Source organism: Exiguobacterium sp. s48 (genome assembly GCF_018617395.1).
Classification (GTDB): domain Bacteria; phylum Bacillota; class Bacilli; order Exiguobacteriales; family Exiguobacteriaceae; genus Exiguobacterium.
The window spans coordinates 247,260-265,214 of sequence record NZ_JACSKC010000001.1 but is presented as its reverse complement, the minus strand read 5'-3'; the positions used below and the strand labels follow the sequence as shown (position 1 = coordinate 265,214).

21 protein-coding genes and 1 other annotated feature are annotated in these 17,955 nt (G+C 50.1%); of the genes, 4 read left to right on the top strand and 17 right to left on the bottom strand.

Features of this window, described 5'->3' with window-relative positions:
• Window positions 1–254: 254 nt before the first annotated feature.
• Genes nadA through KNO66_RS01345 form a run of 3 tightly spaced genes read right to left on the bottom strand, consistent with a single transcriptional unit; the run spans window position 255 to window position 3,550 of the window.
• The gene (gene nadA / locus KNO66_RS01355; protein ID WP_214739728.1) at window positions 255–1,331 is read right to left on the bottom strand and encodes a quinolinate synthase NadA; all 1,077 of its coding nucleotides are present in this window, start codon (window positions 1,329–1,331) and stop codon (window positions 255–257) included.
• On the bottom strand, window positions 1,294–2,163 hold the full coding sequence (gene nadC, locus KNO66_RS01350) for a carboxylating nicotinate-nucleotide diphosphorylase (protein WP_214739726.1): 870 nt from the start codon (window positions 2,161–2,163) through the stop codon (window positions 1,294–1,296). The genes nadA and nadC overlap by 38 nt, the downstream gene beginning before the upstream one ends.
• Window positions 2,117–3,550 (bottom strand): L-aspartate oxidase, encoded by a 1,434-nt coding sequence (locus tag KNO66_RS01345; RefSeq protein WP_214739724.1) that lies wholly within the window; start codon window positions 3,548–3,550, stop codon window positions 2,117–2,119. Before KNO66_RS01345 ends, nadC begins: the two co-directional genes overlap by 47 nt.
• 95 nt (window positions 3,551–3,645) lie before the next feature.
• Here KNO66_RS01345 and KNO66_RS01340 point away from each other — a divergent pair, with 95 nt between their 5' ends.
• The 4 genes from KNO66_RS01340 to KNO66_RS01325 all read left to right on the top strand — a co-directional run bounded on the left by KNO66_RS01340 (window position 3,646) and on the right by KNO66_RS01325 (window position 6,870).
• Entirely contained in the window at window positions 3,646–4,776 is a 1,131-nt protein-coding gene (locus KNO66_RS01340) for a cysteine desulfurase family protein (RefSeq protein WP_214739722.1), read from the top strand.
• Window positions 4,754–5,293, top strand: coding sequence for a transcription repressor NadR (locus tag KNO66_RS01335; protein ID WP_214739720.1), 540 nt, complete (start codon window positions 4,754–4,756; stop codon window positions 5,291–5,293). The genes KNO66_RS01340 and KNO66_RS01335 overlap by 23 nt, the downstream gene beginning before the upstream one ends.
• A gap of 107 nt (window positions 5,294–5,400) precedes the next feature.
• Entirely contained in the window at window positions 5,401–5,979 is a 579-nt protein-coding gene (locus tag KNO66_RS01330; protein WP_214739718.1) for a DedA family protein, read from the top strand.
• A gap of 117 nt (window positions 5,980–6,096) precedes the next feature.
• Complete coding sequence (locus KNO66_RS01325) at window positions 6,097–6,870, top strand: NUDIX domain-containing protein (protein WP_214739716.1); 774 nt, start codon at window positions 6,097–6,099, stop codon at window positions 6,868–6,870.
• 44 nt (window positions 6,871–6,914) lie between these two features.
• Here KNO66_RS01325 and KNO66_RS01320 read toward each other — a convergent pair whose 3' ends face one another.
• The 14 genes from KNO66_RS01320 to KNO66_RS01255 form a co-directional block, all read right to left on the bottom strand.
• Window positions 6,915–8,180 (bottom strand): hemolysin family protein, encoded by a 1,266-nt coding sequence (locus tag KNO66_RS01320; RefSeq protein ID WP_353047839.1) that lies wholly within the window; start codon window positions 8,178–8,180, stop codon window positions 6,915–6,917.
• A 48-nt stretch (window positions 8,181–8,228) separates the two neighbouring features.
• Window positions 8,229–9,518: a GTPase ObgE gene (gene obgE / locus KNO66_RS01315; RefSeq protein ID WP_214739712.1), complete on the bottom strand. Its 1,290-nt coding sequence runs from the start codon at window positions 9,516–9,518 to the stop codon at window positions 8,229–8,231.
• On the bottom strand, window positions 9,519–9,959 hold the full coding sequence (locus KNO66_RS01310; protein WP_214739709.1) for a Spo0B domain-containing protein: 441 nt from the start codon (window positions 9,957–9,959) through the stop codon (window positions 9,519–9,521).
• A gap of 66 nt (window positions 9,960–10,025) precedes the next feature.
• A complete protein-coding gene (gene rpmA, locus KNO66_RS01305; RefSeq protein WP_015881155.1) occupies window positions 10,026–10,307 on the bottom strand; it encodes a 50S ribosomal protein L27 in 282 nt (93 codons plus the stop codon).
• 12 nt (window positions 10,308–10,319) lie between these two features.
• Window positions 10,320–10,655 carry a ribosomal-processing cysteine protease Prp gene (locus tag KNO66_RS01300; RefSeq protein WP_015881154.1) on the bottom strand — a complete coding sequence of 112 codons (336 nt, stop codon included), beginning with the start codon at window positions 10,653–10,655 and terminating at the stop codon, window positions 10,320–10,322.
• A 3-nt stretch (window positions 10,656–10,658) separates the two neighbouring features.
• A complete protein-coding gene (gene rplU, locus KNO66_RS01295; protein ID WP_015881153.1) occupies window positions 10,659–10,967 on the bottom strand; it encodes a 50S ribosomal protein L21 in 309 nt (102 codons plus the stop codon).
• Between the two features lie 15 nt (window positions 10,968–10,982).
• Window positions 10,983–11,055 (bottom strand) — a sequence feature (ribosomal protein L21 leader region).
• Between the two features lie 55 nt (window positions 11,056–11,110).
• Complete coding sequence (locus KNO66_RS01290; RefSeq protein ID WP_214739708.1) at window positions 11,111–12,436, bottom strand: ribonuclease E/G; 1,326 nt, start codon at window positions 12,434–12,436, stop codon at window positions 11,111–11,113.
• A 43-nt stretch (window positions 12,437–12,479) separates the two neighbouring features.
• Window positions 12,480–13,337: a septum site-determining protein MinD gene (minD, locus tag KNO66_RS01285; RefSeq protein ID WP_214739706.1), complete on the bottom strand. Its 858-nt coding sequence runs from the start codon at window positions 13,335–13,337 to the stop codon at window positions 12,480–12,482.
• A gap of 5 nt (window positions 13,338–13,342) precedes the next feature.
• Window positions 13,343–14,011, bottom strand: coding sequence for a septum site-determining protein MinC (locus KNO66_RS01280; RefSeq protein WP_251127408.1), 669 nt, complete (start codon window positions 14,009–14,011; stop codon window positions 13,343–13,345).
• A 5-nt stretch (window positions 14,012–14,016) separates the two neighbouring features.
• Complete coding sequence (mreD, locus tag KNO66_RS01275) at window positions 14,017–14,511, bottom strand: rod shape-determining protein MreD (RefSeq protein WP_214742352.1); 495 nt, start codon at window positions 14,509–14,511, stop codon at window positions 14,017–14,019.
• Window position 14,512: 1 nt separating this feature from the next.
• Window positions 14,513–15,403: a rod shape-determining protein MreC gene (mreC, locus tag KNO66_RS01270; RefSeq protein ID WP_214739702.1), complete on the bottom strand. Its 891-nt coding sequence runs from the start codon at window positions 15,401–15,403 to the stop codon at window positions 14,513–14,515.
• Window positions 15,404–15,416: 13 nt separating this feature from the next.
• A complete protein-coding gene (locus tag KNO66_RS01265; RefSeq protein ID WP_214739700.1) occupies window positions 15,417–16,454 on the bottom strand; it encodes a rod shape-determining protein in 1,038 nt (345 codons plus the stop codon).
• A 198-nt stretch (window positions 16,455–16,652) separates the two neighbouring features.
• Window positions 16,653–17,093 carry a hypothetical protein gene (locus KNO66_RS01260; protein WP_214739698.1) on the bottom strand — a complete coding sequence of 147 codons (441 nt, stop codon included), beginning with the start codon at window positions 17,091–17,093 and terminating at the stop codon, window positions 16,653–16,655.
• Between the two features lie 69 nt (window positions 17,094–17,162).
• On the bottom strand, window positions 17,163–17,948 hold the full coding sequence (locus KNO66_RS01255; protein WP_251128088.1) for a DUF2785 domain-containing protein: 786 nt from the start codon (window positions 17,946–17,948) through the stop codon (window positions 17,163–17,165).
• Window positions 17,949–17,955 lie beyond the last annotated feature (7 nt).

Sequence of the window (17,955 nt, the reverse complement as noted above, 5' to 3'; positions counted from 1 at the left end):
GTCGACTTGTTGATCATTAGATCCGCCCCCTGTGTGTTCTTCTCACACCATTATATGGGACGGAGGACAAAAGGTGACCAAGAACGGGCAGGCGAGACTCCTGAGGGGATAGCAAGCAAAGGGAGACCCAGCAGTGACGCAGTCGCGATGCGGCTCCCTGCTTGCCCCTAGGAAAGCGAGCCGTGTCCGGATTGGGCATAAGACCTATACTTTGTCTACAGTCTGAGGACAGGCGTTTGCCTGTCCTGAAGCGATTATCGCGCGAGCATACGTTCAAGCGCACGTTTCGAATATTCTGTCGTGTCCGCATCTACCCGAATCACATTCACAGGGTCCGTCTCAAGCGACTCGAGCGCCCAAAGTAGATGGGATAAGTCGATTCGGTTCATCGTGAGGCACGGACACATGAACGGGTTCAATGAAACGATATCGAGATGTGGGTACGTCGCCGCTAGACGGTTGACGAGGTTCATCTCCGTTCCGACCGCCCATTTCGTCCCCGGTGCGCTCCCGTCAATCTTGTCGATGATATATGACGTCGATCCCGCCTCGTCCGCTGCCTGGACGACGTCAAACGTACACTCCGGATGGACAATGATGCGACGATCCGGCTCACGCTCACGAAACGCCTGGATTTGCGAGACCGTAAACTTCTCATGGACAGAACAGTGTCCCTTCCACAAGATGACTTTTACTTGTTCGTCGTCCTCTGCTACCAATTCTTCACGGAGTGGATCCCAAACGGCCATCGCCTCGAGCGGAACGCCGAGATCGAACGCCGTGTTCCGCCCGAGGTGCTGGTCAGGAAGGAACAAAATACGCTCGCCTGTCTCAAGCGCCCACCGAACAATCTCATGGGCGTTCGACGATGTGACGGTCGCCCCGCCGTGACGCCCAACGAACGCTTTAATTGCCGCTGTTGAATTGACGTATGTAATCGGGATGATGTCCTCTCCAAATCGTTCCGTCAGTTCTTCCCAAGCAATCTCCGTCTGATCGATATCAGCCATGTCTGCCATCGAACAGCCGGCACGCATATCAGGTAAGACGACAATCTGGTCGTCCCGCGTCAACATGTCCGCCGTCTCTGCCATGAAGTGGACGCCACAAAAGACGATGAATTCGGCTTCGCTCATCTGTTCTGCGAGTCGTGCGAGCTGGAGCGAATCTCCTGTCGCGTCCGCGAATTGAACGACCTCGTCTTTTTGATAATGATGAGCCGGTAAAAAGAGACGCGTCCCGAGTCGGTCTTTGACCGCCTGAATCCGAGTCTCCATCTCCTCCACCGACAAGTTAGCGTACGTCGGCGGAAGTGTTCCAAGTAGTTGCATCTTTCATTCCTCCTTGTAAATTCAAACTGCAATCGAACGCTCGTACCGAATGAGTCAATTGCCCGAGCGAGATGACATCGATGCGAATGCCTCGATAATTATCGACCGTGTCGAGCGTGATGCCACCAGACACTTCAATTTTGATGTGCGTTGGTATATGACGAACCCATTCTCTCAATTCATCTGGCGTCCGATTATCAAGCATCACGATGTCCGGTTTCGCCACAATCGCCTCCATCAGTTGTTCGAACGACTCGACCTCGACTTCAATCGGAGTCGTATGACCGACACGACCACGCGCGACTTGAATCGCATTCGTTACGCCACCAAGTGCGACGATATGATTGTCTTTGATCATGACGGCATCATCGAGTCTTAGACGATGATTGTATCCCCCTCCGACACGTACGGCATACTTCTCAATCATCCGCAGTCCCGGGGTCGTCTTACGCGTATCGGTCACGTGAATCGCGTCATCTCGTAGCGCCTCCACGCACTGACGCGTCATCGTCGCGATCCCACTCGCGTGTTGAATGACATTCAACAGCACACGCTCCGTCTCTAAAATCCTGCGCGTCTTTCCTCTCAAGACGACGAGTTCATCTCCAGGGACAACCGCTCTCCCGTCTTCTTGGCAAGAGACCAATTCAAGCCGCTGCATGGTTGCCAGCTCTTCTACGATAGGCTTCCCACAGAAAATGCCCTGTTCTTTGGCGACGATTGTTGCGACCGACTCGTCTTGTCCATCAATCAGCTCACTGGATACATCGCCATATCCGATATCCTCAATCAAGAACTGTCGCAGCTGTTCGCGTAGATAAATCGTGTTCATCATACCTCTCCATTTCAAGGATGCTTTGCGCGATGAGTCGCGCCGCATCAATTTGTAAAGTTTGTTCACTTAATTGTCTTGTCACGTGTTTCGTCACGGTCAACGATTGGGTATTTTGTAAGAAACCTTTCAATTCATCAAGACTTGGTGAAATCGTCAACCATCTTCCGATTTGAGCACGTAACGCTTGAAACGCCACAGGTGAGATGTCGTACACCAACATCTCCTTCGTCGCCGTGGCCGTCTTATTCAATCGCATCGCTCGCGCGACTCGTTTTCCAAACACCCAACATTCCAAAAGTGAGTTCGAGGCCAAACGATTCATCCCATGTATGCCCGCATCCGCCACTTCACCGACGGCATATAATCCGTCAACGTCTGTCCGTCCCATATCATCCACTTCGATTCCACCCATATGAAAATGGAGACCTGGACGTACCGGGATGCGACGAAGATCAATCCCAAGCTTGTCACATGTCAACGCAAGCTTCGGAAACCGTTCACGAAGTCGTATCACGTTTGTCGTATCGAGATAGACTGGTCCCGTTCGTTCCGTCAGAACCTTCGCCACGTCATCACGAGGCGCGAGACTCCCGAGCGGATGATTGGCCATCACATGGTTTCCTTCGTCATCAACGAGCGTCGCCCCGGCTCCTCTAAGCGCCTCGGTCACGAGATGAGGCTCGTCGGTCGCCAGTAACGTAGGGTGAAATTGAATGCGCTGTAAGTGTGTCAGCTTGGCCCCACATCGATTTGCCAAAACGAGACCATCGCCAGTCACGGTACGCGCGTTTGAAGTCCAATCAATCAGTCCCCCGATGCCACCTGTCGCCAATACGACAGCCCCGGCTTCAATCTGAATGGGCACTTCATCACGAAATGCCATCGCACCGACGACTTTTCCGTCTCTCATGATGAGATCGTGCACGAGCGCCCGTTCCAACACGTTCACGTTATCAGGTAACGACTGACGTAATTGCCCCATAATATGACGTCCCGTCTCATCGCCACCGACATGAAAGATCCGATTCAATCGGTGTGCACCTTCTCGTCCGAGGGCATAGTCACCCTCTTCACGGTCGAAGCGGACACCGAACCGTTCCATTTCTTCAATCACTTGACGACCTTCTTCGACGAGAATGTCGACGCGCTCAGCGCACGATGTCCTTTTAGAAGCGAGCATCGTGTCTTCTTTATGACTCGCACTCGATTTCTCCAGATACGCGCTCGCAATACCGCCTTGTGCCAAATCGGAGTTGCCCTCTGTCATCTCGCCTTTTGAGACGAGAAGAACGGAGAATGATTTTTGTAGATGCAAGGCCGTCGCGACAGCGGCAAGTCCCGTACCGATAATCAAAATGTCAGTTTTCTCTATATGTAAAGACACCTGTATATCACCTGTTTTTCATATGTAATGTTGACTTGTAAACTAGTTTCGCATAATTTTGTGTAGAAGACAACATGAGAAAAGGGGAGTCCATCATGAACCGCTACTTCGACTACGCCGCTACACACCCGATGACACATGCAGCATTAGACCATTACGTGGCGATGGCCAAAAACGTTTATGGGAACCCATCATCACTCCATACCCAAGGTTATATGGCAGAAGATTATTTAACGGAGGCCCGTCGTCTATTTAAACAAGCTCTCGGGGTCGACGTTTTTAAAGGGAAATTATTATTCACAGGTAGTGGTTCCGAAAGCAACTATATTGCGTTGACGAGTTTACGGAAACGAATGAAAGGAAAAGAAGTGATTACAACTTGGCATGAACATGACTCGGTCGCTCTCTTACTTGAGGAATGGGAGCGTGAAGGTGTGATCGTCCATCGGTTAAAGCTGAAAGATGGTAAATTTGATATAGAGGCGTTCACCCAGTTATTAGATCGTGATATCGGACTCGTCACTTTCCAACATGTCAATTCCGACACAGGTTGGGTACTACCGCTTCACCATATTCAATGCCTGATCAAATATAAAAAGATTCTCTTCCATGTGGACGGGGTACAGGCGCTCGGCAAAATCCCGATTTCTGTCGAAGGAATTGACGCCTATTCATTCAGCGCCCATAAGGTCGGTGGACCGAAAGGGGTCGGTGCGCTTTACATGGATCGATTGATTCCTCCACCTTATTACCCGGGTCATCATCAATATGGGATTCGTCCAGGAACAATTGATGTGCCTGGGATCAGTGCTTTCGTGAAAGCTCTCGGAGAGCGTCAAGAACAACTGACACGTTTTCAGAGAAATTTCATGGCATTTCGTGCTATCTTGAAAGAGAAGACGTCAGCGTATGTCAAATGGCTCGAGTTTGACGAACAAAGTCCCGCCATTTTTTCCTTCGTATCCCATCAGCGCGATGGACAATGGTGGATGACGGAGCTCGATGACCTCGGATTCCAAGTATCGGCCGGGTCGGCCTGTCGTGCCGGACAAAATGGACCAAACCGCATGCTTGAAGCACTTGGCTATGAAACGAGTGCCTGCCACGGACTCGTCCGCATTTCTTTCGGCGCGCAAACGACCATCGAAGACACATCGGCCCTCGCCGATGCCATCGTCACTTTAGCAAGGAGAGTCGAACATCATGAACAAACGTTTAGCCGGTGAAGAACGTCGCCGTACTTTACTTCACCTCATCGAATCGAGTAATGAACCAATCACCGGATCTGAACTGGCACGACACGTCTCTGTCAGCCGTCAGGTCATCGTCCAAGATTTGTCGCTATTAAAGGCGAAAGGTCATCAAATCGTCGCGACCGCTCGAGGGTATGTCTATTTGCAAGGAGACCTCAGTCCCTCTACTTATTCCAAGAAGGTAGCTTGTCGTCATACGGCTGATGAAATGGAAGCGGAAATGAACGCCGTCGTTGACGAAGGCGTGACCATTAAAGACGTCATCATCGACCATCCGGTATACGGCTCCATCACTGGACAACTGATGGTGAAGAGCCGTCGGGACGTCCGCGCTTTCCTCGAACGGGTGAAGACTCACGGAGCAGCGCCACTCTCTCAATTGACGGGTGGCCTTCATATCCATACGCTTGAATCGGATCATAAAGAGGCGATTGATGCGGCAGTCAAAGAACTGGACCGACTCGGCATTCTCGTATCCGAATTAGATTGAAGAGACGTCACGAATATGTGACATCTCTTCTTTTTCTTTTAGATGATGTCCGTTATACTGAGGGATGGAACAACTTTCCTGAAATCTAGTTGAAAGGAGGACTCGTCATGAATGTCCTCGAGCATTTGCTCGCCGCATGCGGGGTCTTTAGCATTCCCATCGGTATTTTGGTTCAATTCATCCCGAACGAACTCGTTCTCGCATATGGTGGCTTCCTCGTTGACTCGCATGATGCGCCTTTTTTTCTCATGTTCCTACTCGCGTGGGTTTCCTTCACGCTCAGTCAGATTGGACTTTACTGGATCGGACGCTTTGGGGGGCGCCCTGTTGCCTTGAAACTCTATCGCTATTTTAGAATTCGGCAAGAGAAACAACTTCGCGCCGAGCGTTGGTTTGAGAAGTATGGCGCATGGATTGTCTGCCTCAGTCTGTTTTGGCGACAACTCTTTGCTGTCAGCGCCGGTGTGATGCGCCTTTCCTTCCGTAAATTCTTGACGGTCACGACACTCATTTTTGCGGTTTGGTCATTCCTCTTCATCCATTTAGGAATGATGTTCGGAAGCAACTGGCGGATGATCGGTCATGTGACAAATGATCTCCTTCCCTTCCTAGCTCTCGGAGTCGGCATCGTACTCGTCGTTCGCCACCTTCGTCATCAACCAAAACGTGTGAAAGAATCAGCTTAACTGACGCTGATTCTTTTTTTGTTGGAAAGGGAAACGCTCTCATCTGTCGAATAAGTACGATGTAAGCGAATCGCGGTCACATAAAAGATACCGCACAACGAAAAAGGAGGAATCACCATGTTCCATCGCCGTAAAACGTATACGATTCGACCTGAACGCCTGCAAGAATTCACCGACTTCTTCCATACATACATCTACCCCATTCAAGCGTCCCACGGCGCTCGTCTCGTCGGACGTTGGGTGACCGAAGACCAGTCTGAGGTCATGGCCTTATGGGAATATCGGGACCGGGAACACTATGAACAAGTAGAGCGGGATTACCGTGGTAGCACGTTACGACGAGAAGCGATGAAAAAGCGGGCCCGCCTCGGAAAAGACTTGTACATCAGATCGAGCGAAGAGTTCATGGTACCAACAGGGCACTACACACCACCCCGGACGATTGTATCCGTGACGGCTTACATCACGAACGAATCAGGTGAAGTCCTCCTCGTCAAGAATATGCATCGGAACGACTCATTCGAAATGCCTGGGGGACAGGTCGAAGAGCATGAGTCCATCGCAGACGCCATTCATCGCGAAGTGCTCGAAGAGACAGGAGCCGAGATCAAAGTCGAAGGCATCACCGGAATTTATCAAAACGTCTCATCCCGCGTCCTCTGTGTCACGTTCCGCGCCAAATATGTATCCGGCGACCTCAAACCACAAGCAGGAGAAACACAAGAAGTCGGATTCTATAAAGTCGACGCGAGTAACGTCGATGACTACATCAAACGAGAGCATTTCCAAATGCGCTTCCTCGACGCCATTGACCCGACCTATTTGCCATATGCCATTTACAAAGTACGTCCATACGAATTGATGGAGCGCATCGAGCGCCAATCCGTCTAACGCAAAAAAGGGATGATCCGCTATGAGCGAATCATCCCTTTTCTTTATGCTTCCTGCATATCATCTTGCTGCGATTGTCCAGTCTCCACTAACAGTTTCCGGACACGGCGTTTCTCCACGTGGAGAACGGTGAACGTCATGTCTTGATATGTGACTTGTGCACCTTTCTCCGGGATATCACCGAGCAATTCTACGAACCAACCGCCCATCGTGTTCGAATCGACGTCTGGTTCTGCAATCCCCATCTCTTCGGCGAATTCATCGACGTCCATGTCAGCCATACACTCGTAGACCCCTTCACGGAGACGTCTGAGGTAGACGACGGATTCGTCGTGCTCATCCCAGATATCGCCGACGAGTTCTTCGAGCATGTCTTCTAACGTGACGAGACCCGCCGTGCCCCCGAACTCATCGAGGACGACAGCCATGTGAGATTGTTTCTGCTGGAGAATCGGAAGTAGTTCAATCAATTTTGTCTGCGGCGACACGAAAGTGAGTGGACGAATGAGCGAACGAATATCGGTCACTTCATCTCCCATCATCGAACGTAAGAAGTCACGTTCCGACAAGACACCGATGACGTTATCGATCGAGTCTTTATACACCGGTAAACGGGAATGACCTCCACTGAAAATCGTATCTTTGATTTCATCGAGCGAGTCGTCGATGTCGACGGCCAGAATATCGATTCGTGGCGTCAACACATCATCGACCGTGATATCGTTGAAGGCGAAGGCGCTGTGGACGAGCTCTGCTTCCGTCTCTCCGAGCACGCCTTCCTCTTCTCCCATATCGACGAGTACTTTCAACTCTTCTTCCGTGACAGATGGTTCCTTGTCTTTCATCCCGATCATTCGGAGCGTCAACTTCTTCAATCCGGTAAAAATCAACGTCACCGGTTTGAGGACTTTGACGAGGAACACGAGAATGCCACTGATGAGTAGCGAATACTTCTCCGCAAACTCTTTCGCGAGCGATTTCGGCAAAATCTCACCGAAGATCAAGATGATGACCGTCGTTGCGAATGTCGACACAAGAAGCCCGGTACCGCCACTAAAAATCGATGTGGCGATGGCGGTCGACACCGTGGCAGAACCGATATTGACGATGTTGTTCCCGACGAGGATCGTCGAGAGTGTATCATCAAAACGGTCGACGAGACTAAGGACACGTTTTGCGGCTTTGTCACCATCTTCTGCCATCCGAATCATCCGGACCCGGTTCACACTCGAGAGCGCCGTTTCGGCTGATGAGAAAAACGCTGACAACATGACGAGAACTACATATAGAATTAAACTTGACGAGGGCACAGGGTCCACGTTAGCTTCACACTCCGTTTCTTCTTAACAAATAATTTTTTATTCCACAAACTCGAATTCGAAGTCGAGAATCGCGACGACACTGCCGTCCTCGGCACCGAGCTTACGAAGATCGTCATCGACGCCCATCTGACGCATTTGACGAGCGAATCGTTTGATTGACTCATCATGGTCAAAGTTCGTCATCTTGAAGAGCTTCTCGATACGAGGGCCCGTGATCACGAAGCGATCGTATTCATCGATGTGGATTTGATAGCCTTTCTCTTCCTTCTCATAACGATACACGACACGAGGCGTCGCTGTCTTCTCTTCGAGCTCATCGAGTGGAAATTCAGGTGTTGTATCGACAAAGTTCGCCACTTCGATTAACAAGTTACGAAGACCATCTTGTGCGAGTGCTGAGATCGGGAAGACTTTGACATCGTCCCCTACCTTCTTCTTGAACTCTTCGAGATGTCCCTCCGCGTCCGGCATATCCATTTTGTTCGCCACGACAACTTGTGGGCGTTCGAGAAGACGTAAATTGTACGACTCGAGCTCACGGTTGATCGTCGTGTAGTCTTCGAACGGGTCGCGTCCTTCCATGCCACTCATATCGATCATGTGAACGATCACTTTCGTCCGTTCGATATGACGAAGGAACTGGTGACCGAGACCGACGCCTTGGCTCGCCCCTTCGATTAGACCTGGAAGGTCGGCCATGACGAAGCTGCGGTCGTCCGCTGTCTTGACGACACCGAGGTTCGGTGTGATCGTCGTGAAGTGGTACGCACCGATTTTCGGACGTGCCGACGAGACGACCGAGAGAAGCGTTGATTTCCCGACAGACGGGAATCCGACGAGACCGACGTCTGCGAGGAGTTTCAACTCGAGACGGAGTTCACGTTCTTGACCTGGTTCCCCGTTCTCTGCGATTTCCGGAGCCGGGTTGGCAGGTGTCGCAAAACGACAGTTCCCACGTCCACCACGACCACCTTTTGCGATCGTCGCTTGTTGACCATGTTCCGTCAAGTCCGCGATGACAGTATCTGTCTCCGCATCGAAGACGATGGTACCAGGTGGCACTTTGACGATGAGCGGCTTCGCTTTTCGTCCGTGCATCCCTTTCGACATTCCTTTTTCCCCATCATGGGCAATAAACTTTTTCGAATAACGGAAATCAACGAGCGTCCGTAATCCTTCTTCTACTTCGAAGACGACATCCCCACCGTGACCACCGTCACCACCTGCAGGACCACCGTCTGGAACGTATTTTTCGCGACGGAAAGCGACCATTCCTTTTCCGCCGTCTCCAGCTTTTACAAAAATATTAACCTGATCGACAAACATTTATTTCCCCTCCTTTATGTGAAACGTAGTAGTATCTACGTTCTGTTCGTACACATCGGCTGACGCGATCACGTCGTCCGGGACAGCGCCCGTGACGCGAACCATCAGTCCGTCCGTGAACGTCACATGAATCGGCTCGTCCGTATATTCTAACAAGCGGACAAGCATCTCTGCCACTCGCGCGTCATCGATGACGAGTTGGTCGGTCAAAATCGTATACGTCATCCGACCTTCCCAATTCGCTTGAATCACGACCAGGCTCGTCTGTGGCATGTTCAGACGAACGAGCGCACTCTCCTCGTCGGCCTGTTTCCGATAGCGTTCGTAAAGTTCCTCGAGCTTAGTCGGATCGAGAGCCGCATAAAGCGAGATCAATTGAAGCCGATTCATCCATTCGTGACGGACGGTCGATAAGAGCTCGAGTGTCTGTTCTGAATCCATTTGATCCTCTCCTAGAAAAAAAGACTCTAACCAAATAAGTGGCTAGAGTCTTCTGCGTCGTTCAACTTACGCGACTGGGTAAACGCTCACTTGTTTCTTGTCGCGACCAAGACGCTCATAGCGTACTACGCCGTCAACTTTCGCAAACAAAGTGTCGTCGCCACCACGGCCAACGTTTTCACCTGGGTGAATCTTTGTACCGCGTTGGCGGTAAAGGATTGATCCAGCTGAAACTGTTTGTCCGTCAGCGCGTTTTGCACCGAGACGTTTCGAAATTGAGTCACGACCGTTTTTAGTCGAACCAACTCCCTTTTTCGAAGCGAAGAACTGAAGGTTCAATTGTAACATGAGGTCCACCTCCTATTGTTCAATTTGGATATATTCACCGTAGCTTTGGGCGATCGTGTCTAACTGCACGAGCATCCCTTCTAATAACAGTTGGGTGCGTTCCATATCCTGCGGTGATAAGTCAGGATACGTCTCGACATAAAAGTAACCACCCTCTGTTTGATCTGCCATTTCTACAAGAAGCGATTGACCCGCAAGCGTTTCGACGGCGTTATAGGCACCAAAGATGATGGCTGAAACACCGGCGCACACCAAGTCAGAACCAGGTTCTGCAAAATTGGCATGACCAGTCACTTCAACGGAGCGAATCGACTTCGCCTCGTCTCGTCTTACCTTGACCCGAATCATAGCTTACGCTTCGATTTTCTCGATGCGAACTTTCGTGTAAGGCTGACGGTGACCTTGCTTACGACGGTAGTTTTTCTTAGCTTTCATTTTGAAGACAGTGATCTTCTTAGCGCGGCCGTGTTTTACCACTGTACCGACAACTTTAGCGCCTTCTACGAGTGGAGCGCCGACTTTAACATCGTCACCACCAACGAAAAGAACCTCACCGAATTCTACAGTACCTTCGACATCAGCATCGAGTTTTTCGATGTAGATCTCTTGACCTGCTTCAACTTTGATTTGCTTACCACCAGTTTTGATGATTGCGTACATATACGTGCACCTCCTTGTTAAACTCAGACTCGCCATCCTGGGCAGGGCAAATACCTTTAAAACCCGTTCTGTGCGGTTGTAGCCATTTGGGTGCTTCCAAACGAACTAACGTTATAGATAATACCATTCTCAAATATTCATTGTCAACGCCGAGATAAGAAATTCTGACATTCCTCAGACGTTCCGTAAAAGAGGAACTCCGGCTCTCCTTCGACGAGATATACATCGATGTCAAATTCATGCCATGAAGCCTCGTGCCACTTCTTAGGAAGGGAGAGGACGACCGCCTCATACTGTCCGATCAAATCAAGGAGCGCTCGTTCGAGCTGCGAGAAAATCGCAAGTTTCGAAGGCTTCCCCTCATAGATCATACGGTCTTGGATCGAGCGACCCGTCCGTTCACGTGATAACTCGAATAAACCCATGCGCGTAAAGCCATACACTTCGACCCGTCGTGGGTCACGTGCCCCGAGTTCTTTCATCTTTTTGAGGAGACGCGTCTGTCCTTCCTTTGAACCTCGTAAGAAATCGATGACGATCATGCCGCCGATATTTCGCAGACGCAACTGCTCCATGATTGAATAGAGAGCGGCTTCATTGATGGTATCGGCCGCACGCCCCTTATCTTTGACGGCGACATTCTTTCCGCTATTCACGTCGATGACGGTCATCGTCTCGACTTGTTCAATCAAGACGAACGCCCCACCATCCAACCAGACGGCACGGCTCTCGAGCTTCTCAATCGTGCTGTCGAGACGTTTTGCCTCGGGCATCCGCCCTTTCCCAATATGACTTTGTACCGGGACTTCCAATCGCTCTAGTCTCGCTTGCCCTTCCTTGTCGTTCAGGAGGACGGATTCGACCGCATGGCGTCGCACGAAATGTTCACACAATAACTCATCTTGTCCGTAGCGTTGTTCGATCACCGTCTTTGAACGGTCACGCAAAAGATGAAGTTCTTCCTGTAACGCCTCTGGTGACACTTGTCCGGCTTCCGTTCGAAATAGGACTCCTTCCTCTTCCGTAAGGTCGAGCGCTTTGGAGAGGCGATCCTGCGTGACGAGGTCGAGCTTCCGGCTGAACAGTTGTCGACGGCCAAATGGGAAATACACAAGATATCGTCCACCGAAGCGGATGTTCTCTGTCACTTTATGATGCTTGCCGTTGATGCCTTCTTTCGTCACTTGGACGAGTCGCTTCTCCCCGACGACTGCCGCTTGCCCGATGGCCGGTACTTCCGGATACGAGGCGAGCGCACGGAGCGTCTCCGCGATCGGGAGAAAGAACGTCGTCTCCCCGTCTGTTAAAAACGCCGCTCCGAGCGACGGATGAATTCGTTCGATTGCGGCTTCCACAATGGTCCCGACCGACAGTTGGTCGACGAACCGTTCTTCGACTTCAAGCAACCGTTCTCCATCCACGAGCATCGCCCGTTCGATGGACGGGGTTCGTTCATAGATTAACTTCATGTGCATCACTCCTTCCGACAGAAAAAGGCAACTTTCGTTGCCTTTACGCTTTTTTCATTCCAAATTTCATCATGAGTCGTGCCCAGAAGCCGACCGGTGTCGTATCTGTCTGAATCGACATCAGTGGAACGGATTCACCGAGAATACGACGCGTGATGTTTCGATACGCCTGTCCGGCATAGTTATCCGGGTTCATCGTGACCGGAACCCCGCGGTTCGCAGCCGCGATGACTTCCTCGTCATCGATGACGACGCCGAGTAAGTCGATTGACAAGATGCGCATGATGTCATCAATGTCGAGCATATCTCCTGATTCGACGAGATGATTTTTCACCCGGTTGACAATCAGTTTCGGCGCCTCGATATGTTCCGCTTGCTCGAGCATCCCGATGATTCGGTCTGCATCTTGAACAGCTGCCTTTTCAGGTGTCGTGACGACGATCGCCTCATCCGCACCAGCGATGGCGTTCATAAATCCTTGCTCGATTCCAGCAGGACAGTCGATCAAAACGAAATCATATTCCGTCTTCAACTGGTCGACGATTTCTTTCACTTGTTCAGGATTGACCGACGTCTTGTCTTTTGACTGTGCGGCCGGAAGTAAGTACATCTCCTCGAACCGTTTGTCGCGAACGAGCGCTTGATTCAACTTACATTGTCCCGTGATGACATCGACGAGATTATAAATGCTCCGGTTGTCGAGACCGAGAATGATATCGAGGTTACGCAATCCGATATCTGTATCGACGAGACAGACCGAGTGTCCAGACAAAGCGAGCCCCGTCCCGATGTTAGCGGTCGTCGTTGTCTTGCCGACGCCCCCTTTTCCTGATGTCACGACGATGGCTCTGCCGTTTTTCACTACTTTTTCTGTATGTACAGGCTCTACTACTTGTTCCATTCCACTCACCCTCTCTGTAATTCCATTGCATATGCGTCTTTCAGACCCGTCATGACGTGACGGAGACGTGTCATCTCAATCCCGTCATTTGTCTGATACGCACAACCCATCTCAATCTCAGGAAGTTCTTCCTCGTCACCGGCTGTGAGAACATGGTCACCGATTGCCAAAAACTTTGGATGGAGCAGGCTCGCGGTAATGACCGCTTCTTCCCATCCTTCGACACCCGCGCGCACATTTCCTCGTATCGTCCCTAAACAATAAATACTTCCTGTCGTTCGAACTTCCGCACCGGGATTGATGTCCCCGATCACGAGCACCGAACCGTCAAACGTCAAGACCTGACCGCTACGGATTGTTCCACTATGATAATGGAACGTCTTTCTGCCGTAAGTTGCTTTCGCCTCTTCCGTCAACATGACATCGCTCGACAAGTCTTCAATATAAAAAACGCCATGACGAGCGACGACCTCACGAATTTGACGTGACAGCTCCTCGTCAATATAACGAGTACCCGCGTGCAACTTCAGGGCAATCTTTCCGGACGGCGGCTCCATTTCTTGTAATGTCGCTTCTAAGTCCGTAAGCACCTCGTCGATGCCACTCTTCGGATTGAAGTGAATGGCAATGCCGTTGCGATGTCCTTTAATCGTAATGTGTCGTTTACGCTCCATCATGGCTACCCTCTTTTCGCAACAGGGCGTGTCGTCACATAGCGCGTCATCGGATAATAAAGAATCACGATGGCGATGGCATTGACGAGCATCGTCCCTGGAATCTGTTCAACTAATAGTGTTTGAATCGTCATCAATGTCCCACCAATCGCCGCCATAATCCCGTAAATGGAAAAGGTGAAAACGAGAATCATAAACGTGAACGTGATGGTGACAGAGAAGAAGTTCTCACCTATATATTTTAACACGAAGCTGGCTAAGAGAGGAATGAGTGAAAAAGTAAATACGTAAATTCCAATCAGGTCGGTGTAGACGATATCATACAGTAATCCGAATACAAGACCGAATCCGAGTGCCGTCTCCCATCGACCGTACAGACTGACAAACATCAGTCCGATCAGTGTCAACAAAAGATATGGTGTGGCATAGTGCCAAGAAAAAATCGATGCCCACGTTCCTTCAATAAGAAAAAGGAGGAACAGGGCGATGAACACTTTCATGTTACTCACCCGCTGCTCCTCCTTCCTCGGGACCCGTTAAAAACGGTTCGTCTAGTGTCCGATCAATCACGTACATTTGTGAGAACTCATTGAAGTCGGCCTCCGGTTTAATCCGGGCGACTTGTGAGACGCCGTATTCATCCGTCTCGATCGACTCGATCGTACCGATGACGAGCCCGGCCGGATATCGTCCACCGAGTCCGGACGTCGATACAATTTCTCCTTCTTTCAACTTGACGCTATTCGATACTTTCGTGAAGAACAATTCGTTCGTCTCCGTGTCGAATCCGTCAACTGTCCCGTACGTCGGTTTGCCGTCCGCATCTTTGACGACAGCCGAGACGTTGTTCGTCCGGTTGTTGTCACTGAGCAGTTGGACTTGCGACGTATAGGCACTTGTCTGAATGACACGACCGACCATCCCGCTCGCCGCGGTCACGGCCATGCCCTTCTCAACGCCGCGTTCTGAACCGACGTTGATGGTGACGTAGCGTTGCCAATCGTTCGGTGTCCGACCGATGACTTCCGCGGGAATGAGGTCAAAGTCGCGTAACGACTTATCTTTCGCTTCGACCATCTTTCGAAGCTCCTCATTCTCACGACGTAAATCATCCGCTTCAACCGATACCTCGGCGTACTTCGCCAAATGTTCTTTCAGCTGGCGGTTCTCTTCGTAGATATCGCGGACGTCTGAGATGGATGAGACCGTTGAGTCCATCCATCCGATCGGTACCGCGAACACTCGCTGGAACGTGCCGACCACATCACGCGTGACATCTTGGTACCAGGCTGATTCCGATCGTCCTCGAATCGAAACCCCTAAAATGACGAAAAACAAGATCAGTACAATTAGCGTGATGATGAGCTTTTTATTACGTACGAATCGGCTCATCGTGTCTCACCTCTCATCGACGTGACGAGATGCCTGATTTCGAACGGAGGACGTCCATCATTTCAAGAGATTTCCCTGTACCGACCGCTACGCAGTCGAGTGGCTCATCCGCAACGAGTGTCGGGATGTGCGTCTCGTCTGAGATCACATCGTCCAAGTTTTTGAGGAGCGCGCCGCCGCCTGTCAAGACGATTCCGCGGTCCATGACGTCAGCCGCAAGTTCAGGTGGCGTTTGCTCAAGCGTTTGCTTGACCCCTGCCAAAATCGCTTCAACTGTATCCGAAAGAGCTTCACACACTTCTGCAGACGTGACTTCGATTTGTTTTGGGAGTCCTGTTACGAGGTCGCGACCACGGATTTCCATCTTCTCTGCTTCGTTCGATGCGTCGATGCGCGCCGAACCGACTTCCATTTTGAGCGTCTCGGCCGTACGTTCCCCGATCATGAGGTTGTACTTGTTCTTGATGTAACGAATAATGGCATCATCCATTTCGTCACCACCGACACGAATCGATTGGCTTGTCACGATGCCGCCGAGTGAGATCACTGCGACTTCGGTCGTACCGCCACCGATATCGACGACCATCGAGCCAGTCGGTTCCCAAACCGGGAGACCTGCACCGATTGCTGCCGCGAACGGTTCTTCAATTGTGTATGCTTCACGAGCGCCCGCTTGTTTCGCAGCATCTTCCACGGCACGTTTTTCAACAGACGTGATACCGCTTGGGACACAAATCATGACGTTCGTCTTCGATGAGAACAAACCGCCTTTTGATTTTTGAGCTTGCTCCATGAAGTATTTGATCATCGTTGCTGTCGTTTCAAAGTCAGCAATGACGCCATCTTTCATCGGACGACGTGCAGAGACGTTACCTGGAGTACGTCCAATCATATCTTTGGCCTGGTTACCAACGGCCTCAATTCTACCTGTATCTGTGCGGAACGCCACGACGGACGGCTCACGTACAACAATTCCTTGACCTTTTACATAAACGAGCGTATTAGCTGTTCCAAGGTCGATTCCGATTTCTCGGTTAAAACTACGAAACATAGGTGTTGCTCCTCTCTTCGTTACACTATTTTTTATTATAACGGAAAAATCATGTTTGAAAACGTTCATTCGATTACAGGTTATTTACAATAACCGCATCTCAGTCCTGTCTCACCGTCTATTAGTTTGCCTTCTTTTCAGCAAAAAGGCAAATCAAAAAAGCAGACGCAAGTGAGCGTCTGCCTAGGAAGAGAACGGTTACAATCCTGGTTGAAGTGGAAGCAGTAACAACGCTCCGTAGAAAAATACCGAGAAAATCAACACCGGGCGAAAGAAGCGGGACGGTTTCACGCGCGTCGCTCCAGATAAAAAGCTTGAAGTCGTCACGACGAAAAGATAGATGCCGACATACATCAGGAGTAAGCGGACGAGCACCGTCCATATACCGAGTTGGTCGAGTTCATTGAAAGAGAGCACAAGCAGACCAATATAAGCGATGAGCGAGAGAACCCCTATGCCAACACCAACGAGCGGTGAAACGCGATTGAGCCAATGGTCCTCTTGAAACCGAAGGAATAGCGCTGTGCTCACGAATACAAATAGCATGAACACAACAATCGAGAAGATGGTAGGTTCTAAATGTATGTAACTCACAAATAGCGATACTATGACCATCAGAATCCAAATTATTTTTTCCATAAAATCACCTCGTTTGATTTTAAATCAAATTTCATATCCCAATTAGGAAAGTATGTTGTATTTATAACATCACAACTTTTTCAGTATGACGAGAATAGATTGTTGGATCAGGTCATGCCGCTGCTCTTCGTTTAAACGGACATATAGACTCTTCAAGAATGTTTTCACATTATGGACGACGTACCAATATTTTTCCTCATCAAGATGTTGCTTACGTTCCTCTAAGAGATGTGGAAGTTGCTCTACATGGCGAAGAATGACTTCGGAATCCATCCCTCGTTCGAGTAAACGCAGGAGCGGATTGATGAGACGTTCATCTTCATCATGCGCCAATATGTCGGTACGCATGACTTGTACGATGATGATATTGAAAAGTTCCGGAAATGACTTCGGATTTAGTTTGGGATTTGCAATCAGCTCGTCCAACGCGTCTGCCGCGTGGGCAATCGAATGGGCCCACCCCTTACCATTCACATAACCTCTTGCATCTCTCTCGAGCTGAAGATATCGAATCAAACCATCTGCTGCCTGCTGGAATTGGTCTTCTGTCAAAAAGTTCGTTTCTACATCTCGATGCAGAATCAAAGCCATCAATAAAGTTGTGAAAGCTCTCGTGAAGACAGCATCTGACTGTGTTTCCTCAATTCTATGAAACAAGAGAGCATGCAAGGACGTCTCAAGGAGTTCACTCATCTTGTCGAAATCGATGTCTTTTTGTTCAATGATAAGGCGATAGAACATCGTGTATATAAGGCGATCACGGAGTTCGCCGTCCGTTGACCCGATATGCTGAACCATACTTGTGAGAATGGCTTCTTTGTTTTTTTCGTAATACGTCAAATCTCCATCTTTCATCACCTGG

Bases quoted from the DNA above. Each gene is read 5' to 3' on its own strand.
- KNO66_RS01265 (WP_214739700.1), bottom strand. From the start codon at position 16,454: ATGTTTCGTAGTTTTAACCGAGAAATCGGAATCGACCTTGGAACAGCT.
- mreC (WP_214739702.1), bottom strand. From the start codon at position 15,403: ATGAGCCGATTCGTACGTAATAAAAAGCTCATCATCACGCTAATTGTA.
- minD (WP_214739706.1), bottom strand. From the start codon at position 13,337: ATGGAACAAGTAGTAGAGCCTGTACATACAGAAAAAGTAGTGAAAAAC.
- KNO66_RS01335 (WP_214739720.1), top strand. From the start codon at position 4,754: ATGAACAAACGTTTAGCCGGTGAAGAACGTCGCCGTACTTTACTTCAC.
- mreD (WP_214742352.1), bottom strand. From the start codon at position 14,511: ATGAAAGTGTTCATCGCCCTGTTCCTCCTTTTTCTTATTGAAGGAACG.
- KNO66_RS01280 (WP_251127408.1), bottom strand. From the start codon at position 14,011: ATGGAGCGTAAACGACACATTACGATTAAAGGACATCGCAACGGCATT.
- KNO66_RS01255 (WP_251128088.1), bottom strand. From the start codon at position 17,948: ATGAAAGATGGAGATTTGACGTATTACGAAAAAAACAAAGAAGCCATT.
- KNO66_RS01310 (WP_214739709.1), bottom strand. From the start codon at position 9,959: ATGGATTCAGAACAGACACTCGAGCTCTTATCGACCGTCCGTCACGAA.
- rpmA (WP_015881155.1), bottom strand. From the start codon at position 10,307: ATGTTACAATTGAACCTTCAGTTCTTCGCTTCGAAAAAGGGAGTTGGT.
- nadA (WP_214739728.1), bottom strand. From the start codon at position 1,331: ATGCAACTACTTGGAACACTTCCGCCGACGTACGCTAACTTGTCGGTG.
- obgE (WP_214739712.1), bottom strand. From the start codon at position 9,518: ATGTTTGTCGATCAGGTTAATATTTTTGTAAAAGCTGGAGACGGCGGA.
- KNO66_RS01340 (WP_214739722.1), top strand. From the start codon at position 3,646: ATGAACCGCTACTTCGACTACGCCGCTACACACCCGATGACACATGCA.
- rplU (WP_015881153.1), bottom strand. From the start codon at position 10,967: ATGTACGCAATCATCAAAACTGGTGGTAAGCAAATCAAAGTTGAAGCA.
- KNO66_RS01325 (WP_214739716.1), top strand. From the start codon at position 6,097: ATGTTCCATCGCCGTAAAACGTATACGATTCGACCTGAACGCCTGCAA.
- KNO66_RS01260 (WP_214739698.1), bottom strand. From the start codon at position 17,093: ATGGAAAAAATAATTTGGATTCTGATGGTCATAGTATCGCTATTTGTG.
- KNO66_RS01330 (WP_214739718.1), top strand. From the start codon at position 5,401: ATGAATGTCCTCGAGCATTTGCTCGCCGCATGCGGGGTCTTTAGCATT.
- KNO66_RS01290 (WP_214739708.1), bottom strand. From the start codon at position 12,436: ATGAAGTTAATCTATGAACGAACCCCGTCCATCGAACGGGCGATGCTC.
- KNO66_RS01300 (WP_015881154.1), bottom strand. From the start codon at position 10,655: ATGATTCGGGTCAAGGTAAGACGAGACGAGGCGAAGTCGATTCGCTCC.
- nadC (WP_214739726.1), bottom strand. From the start codon at position 2,163: ATGAACACGATTTATCTACGCGAACAGCTGCGACAGTTCTTGATTGAG.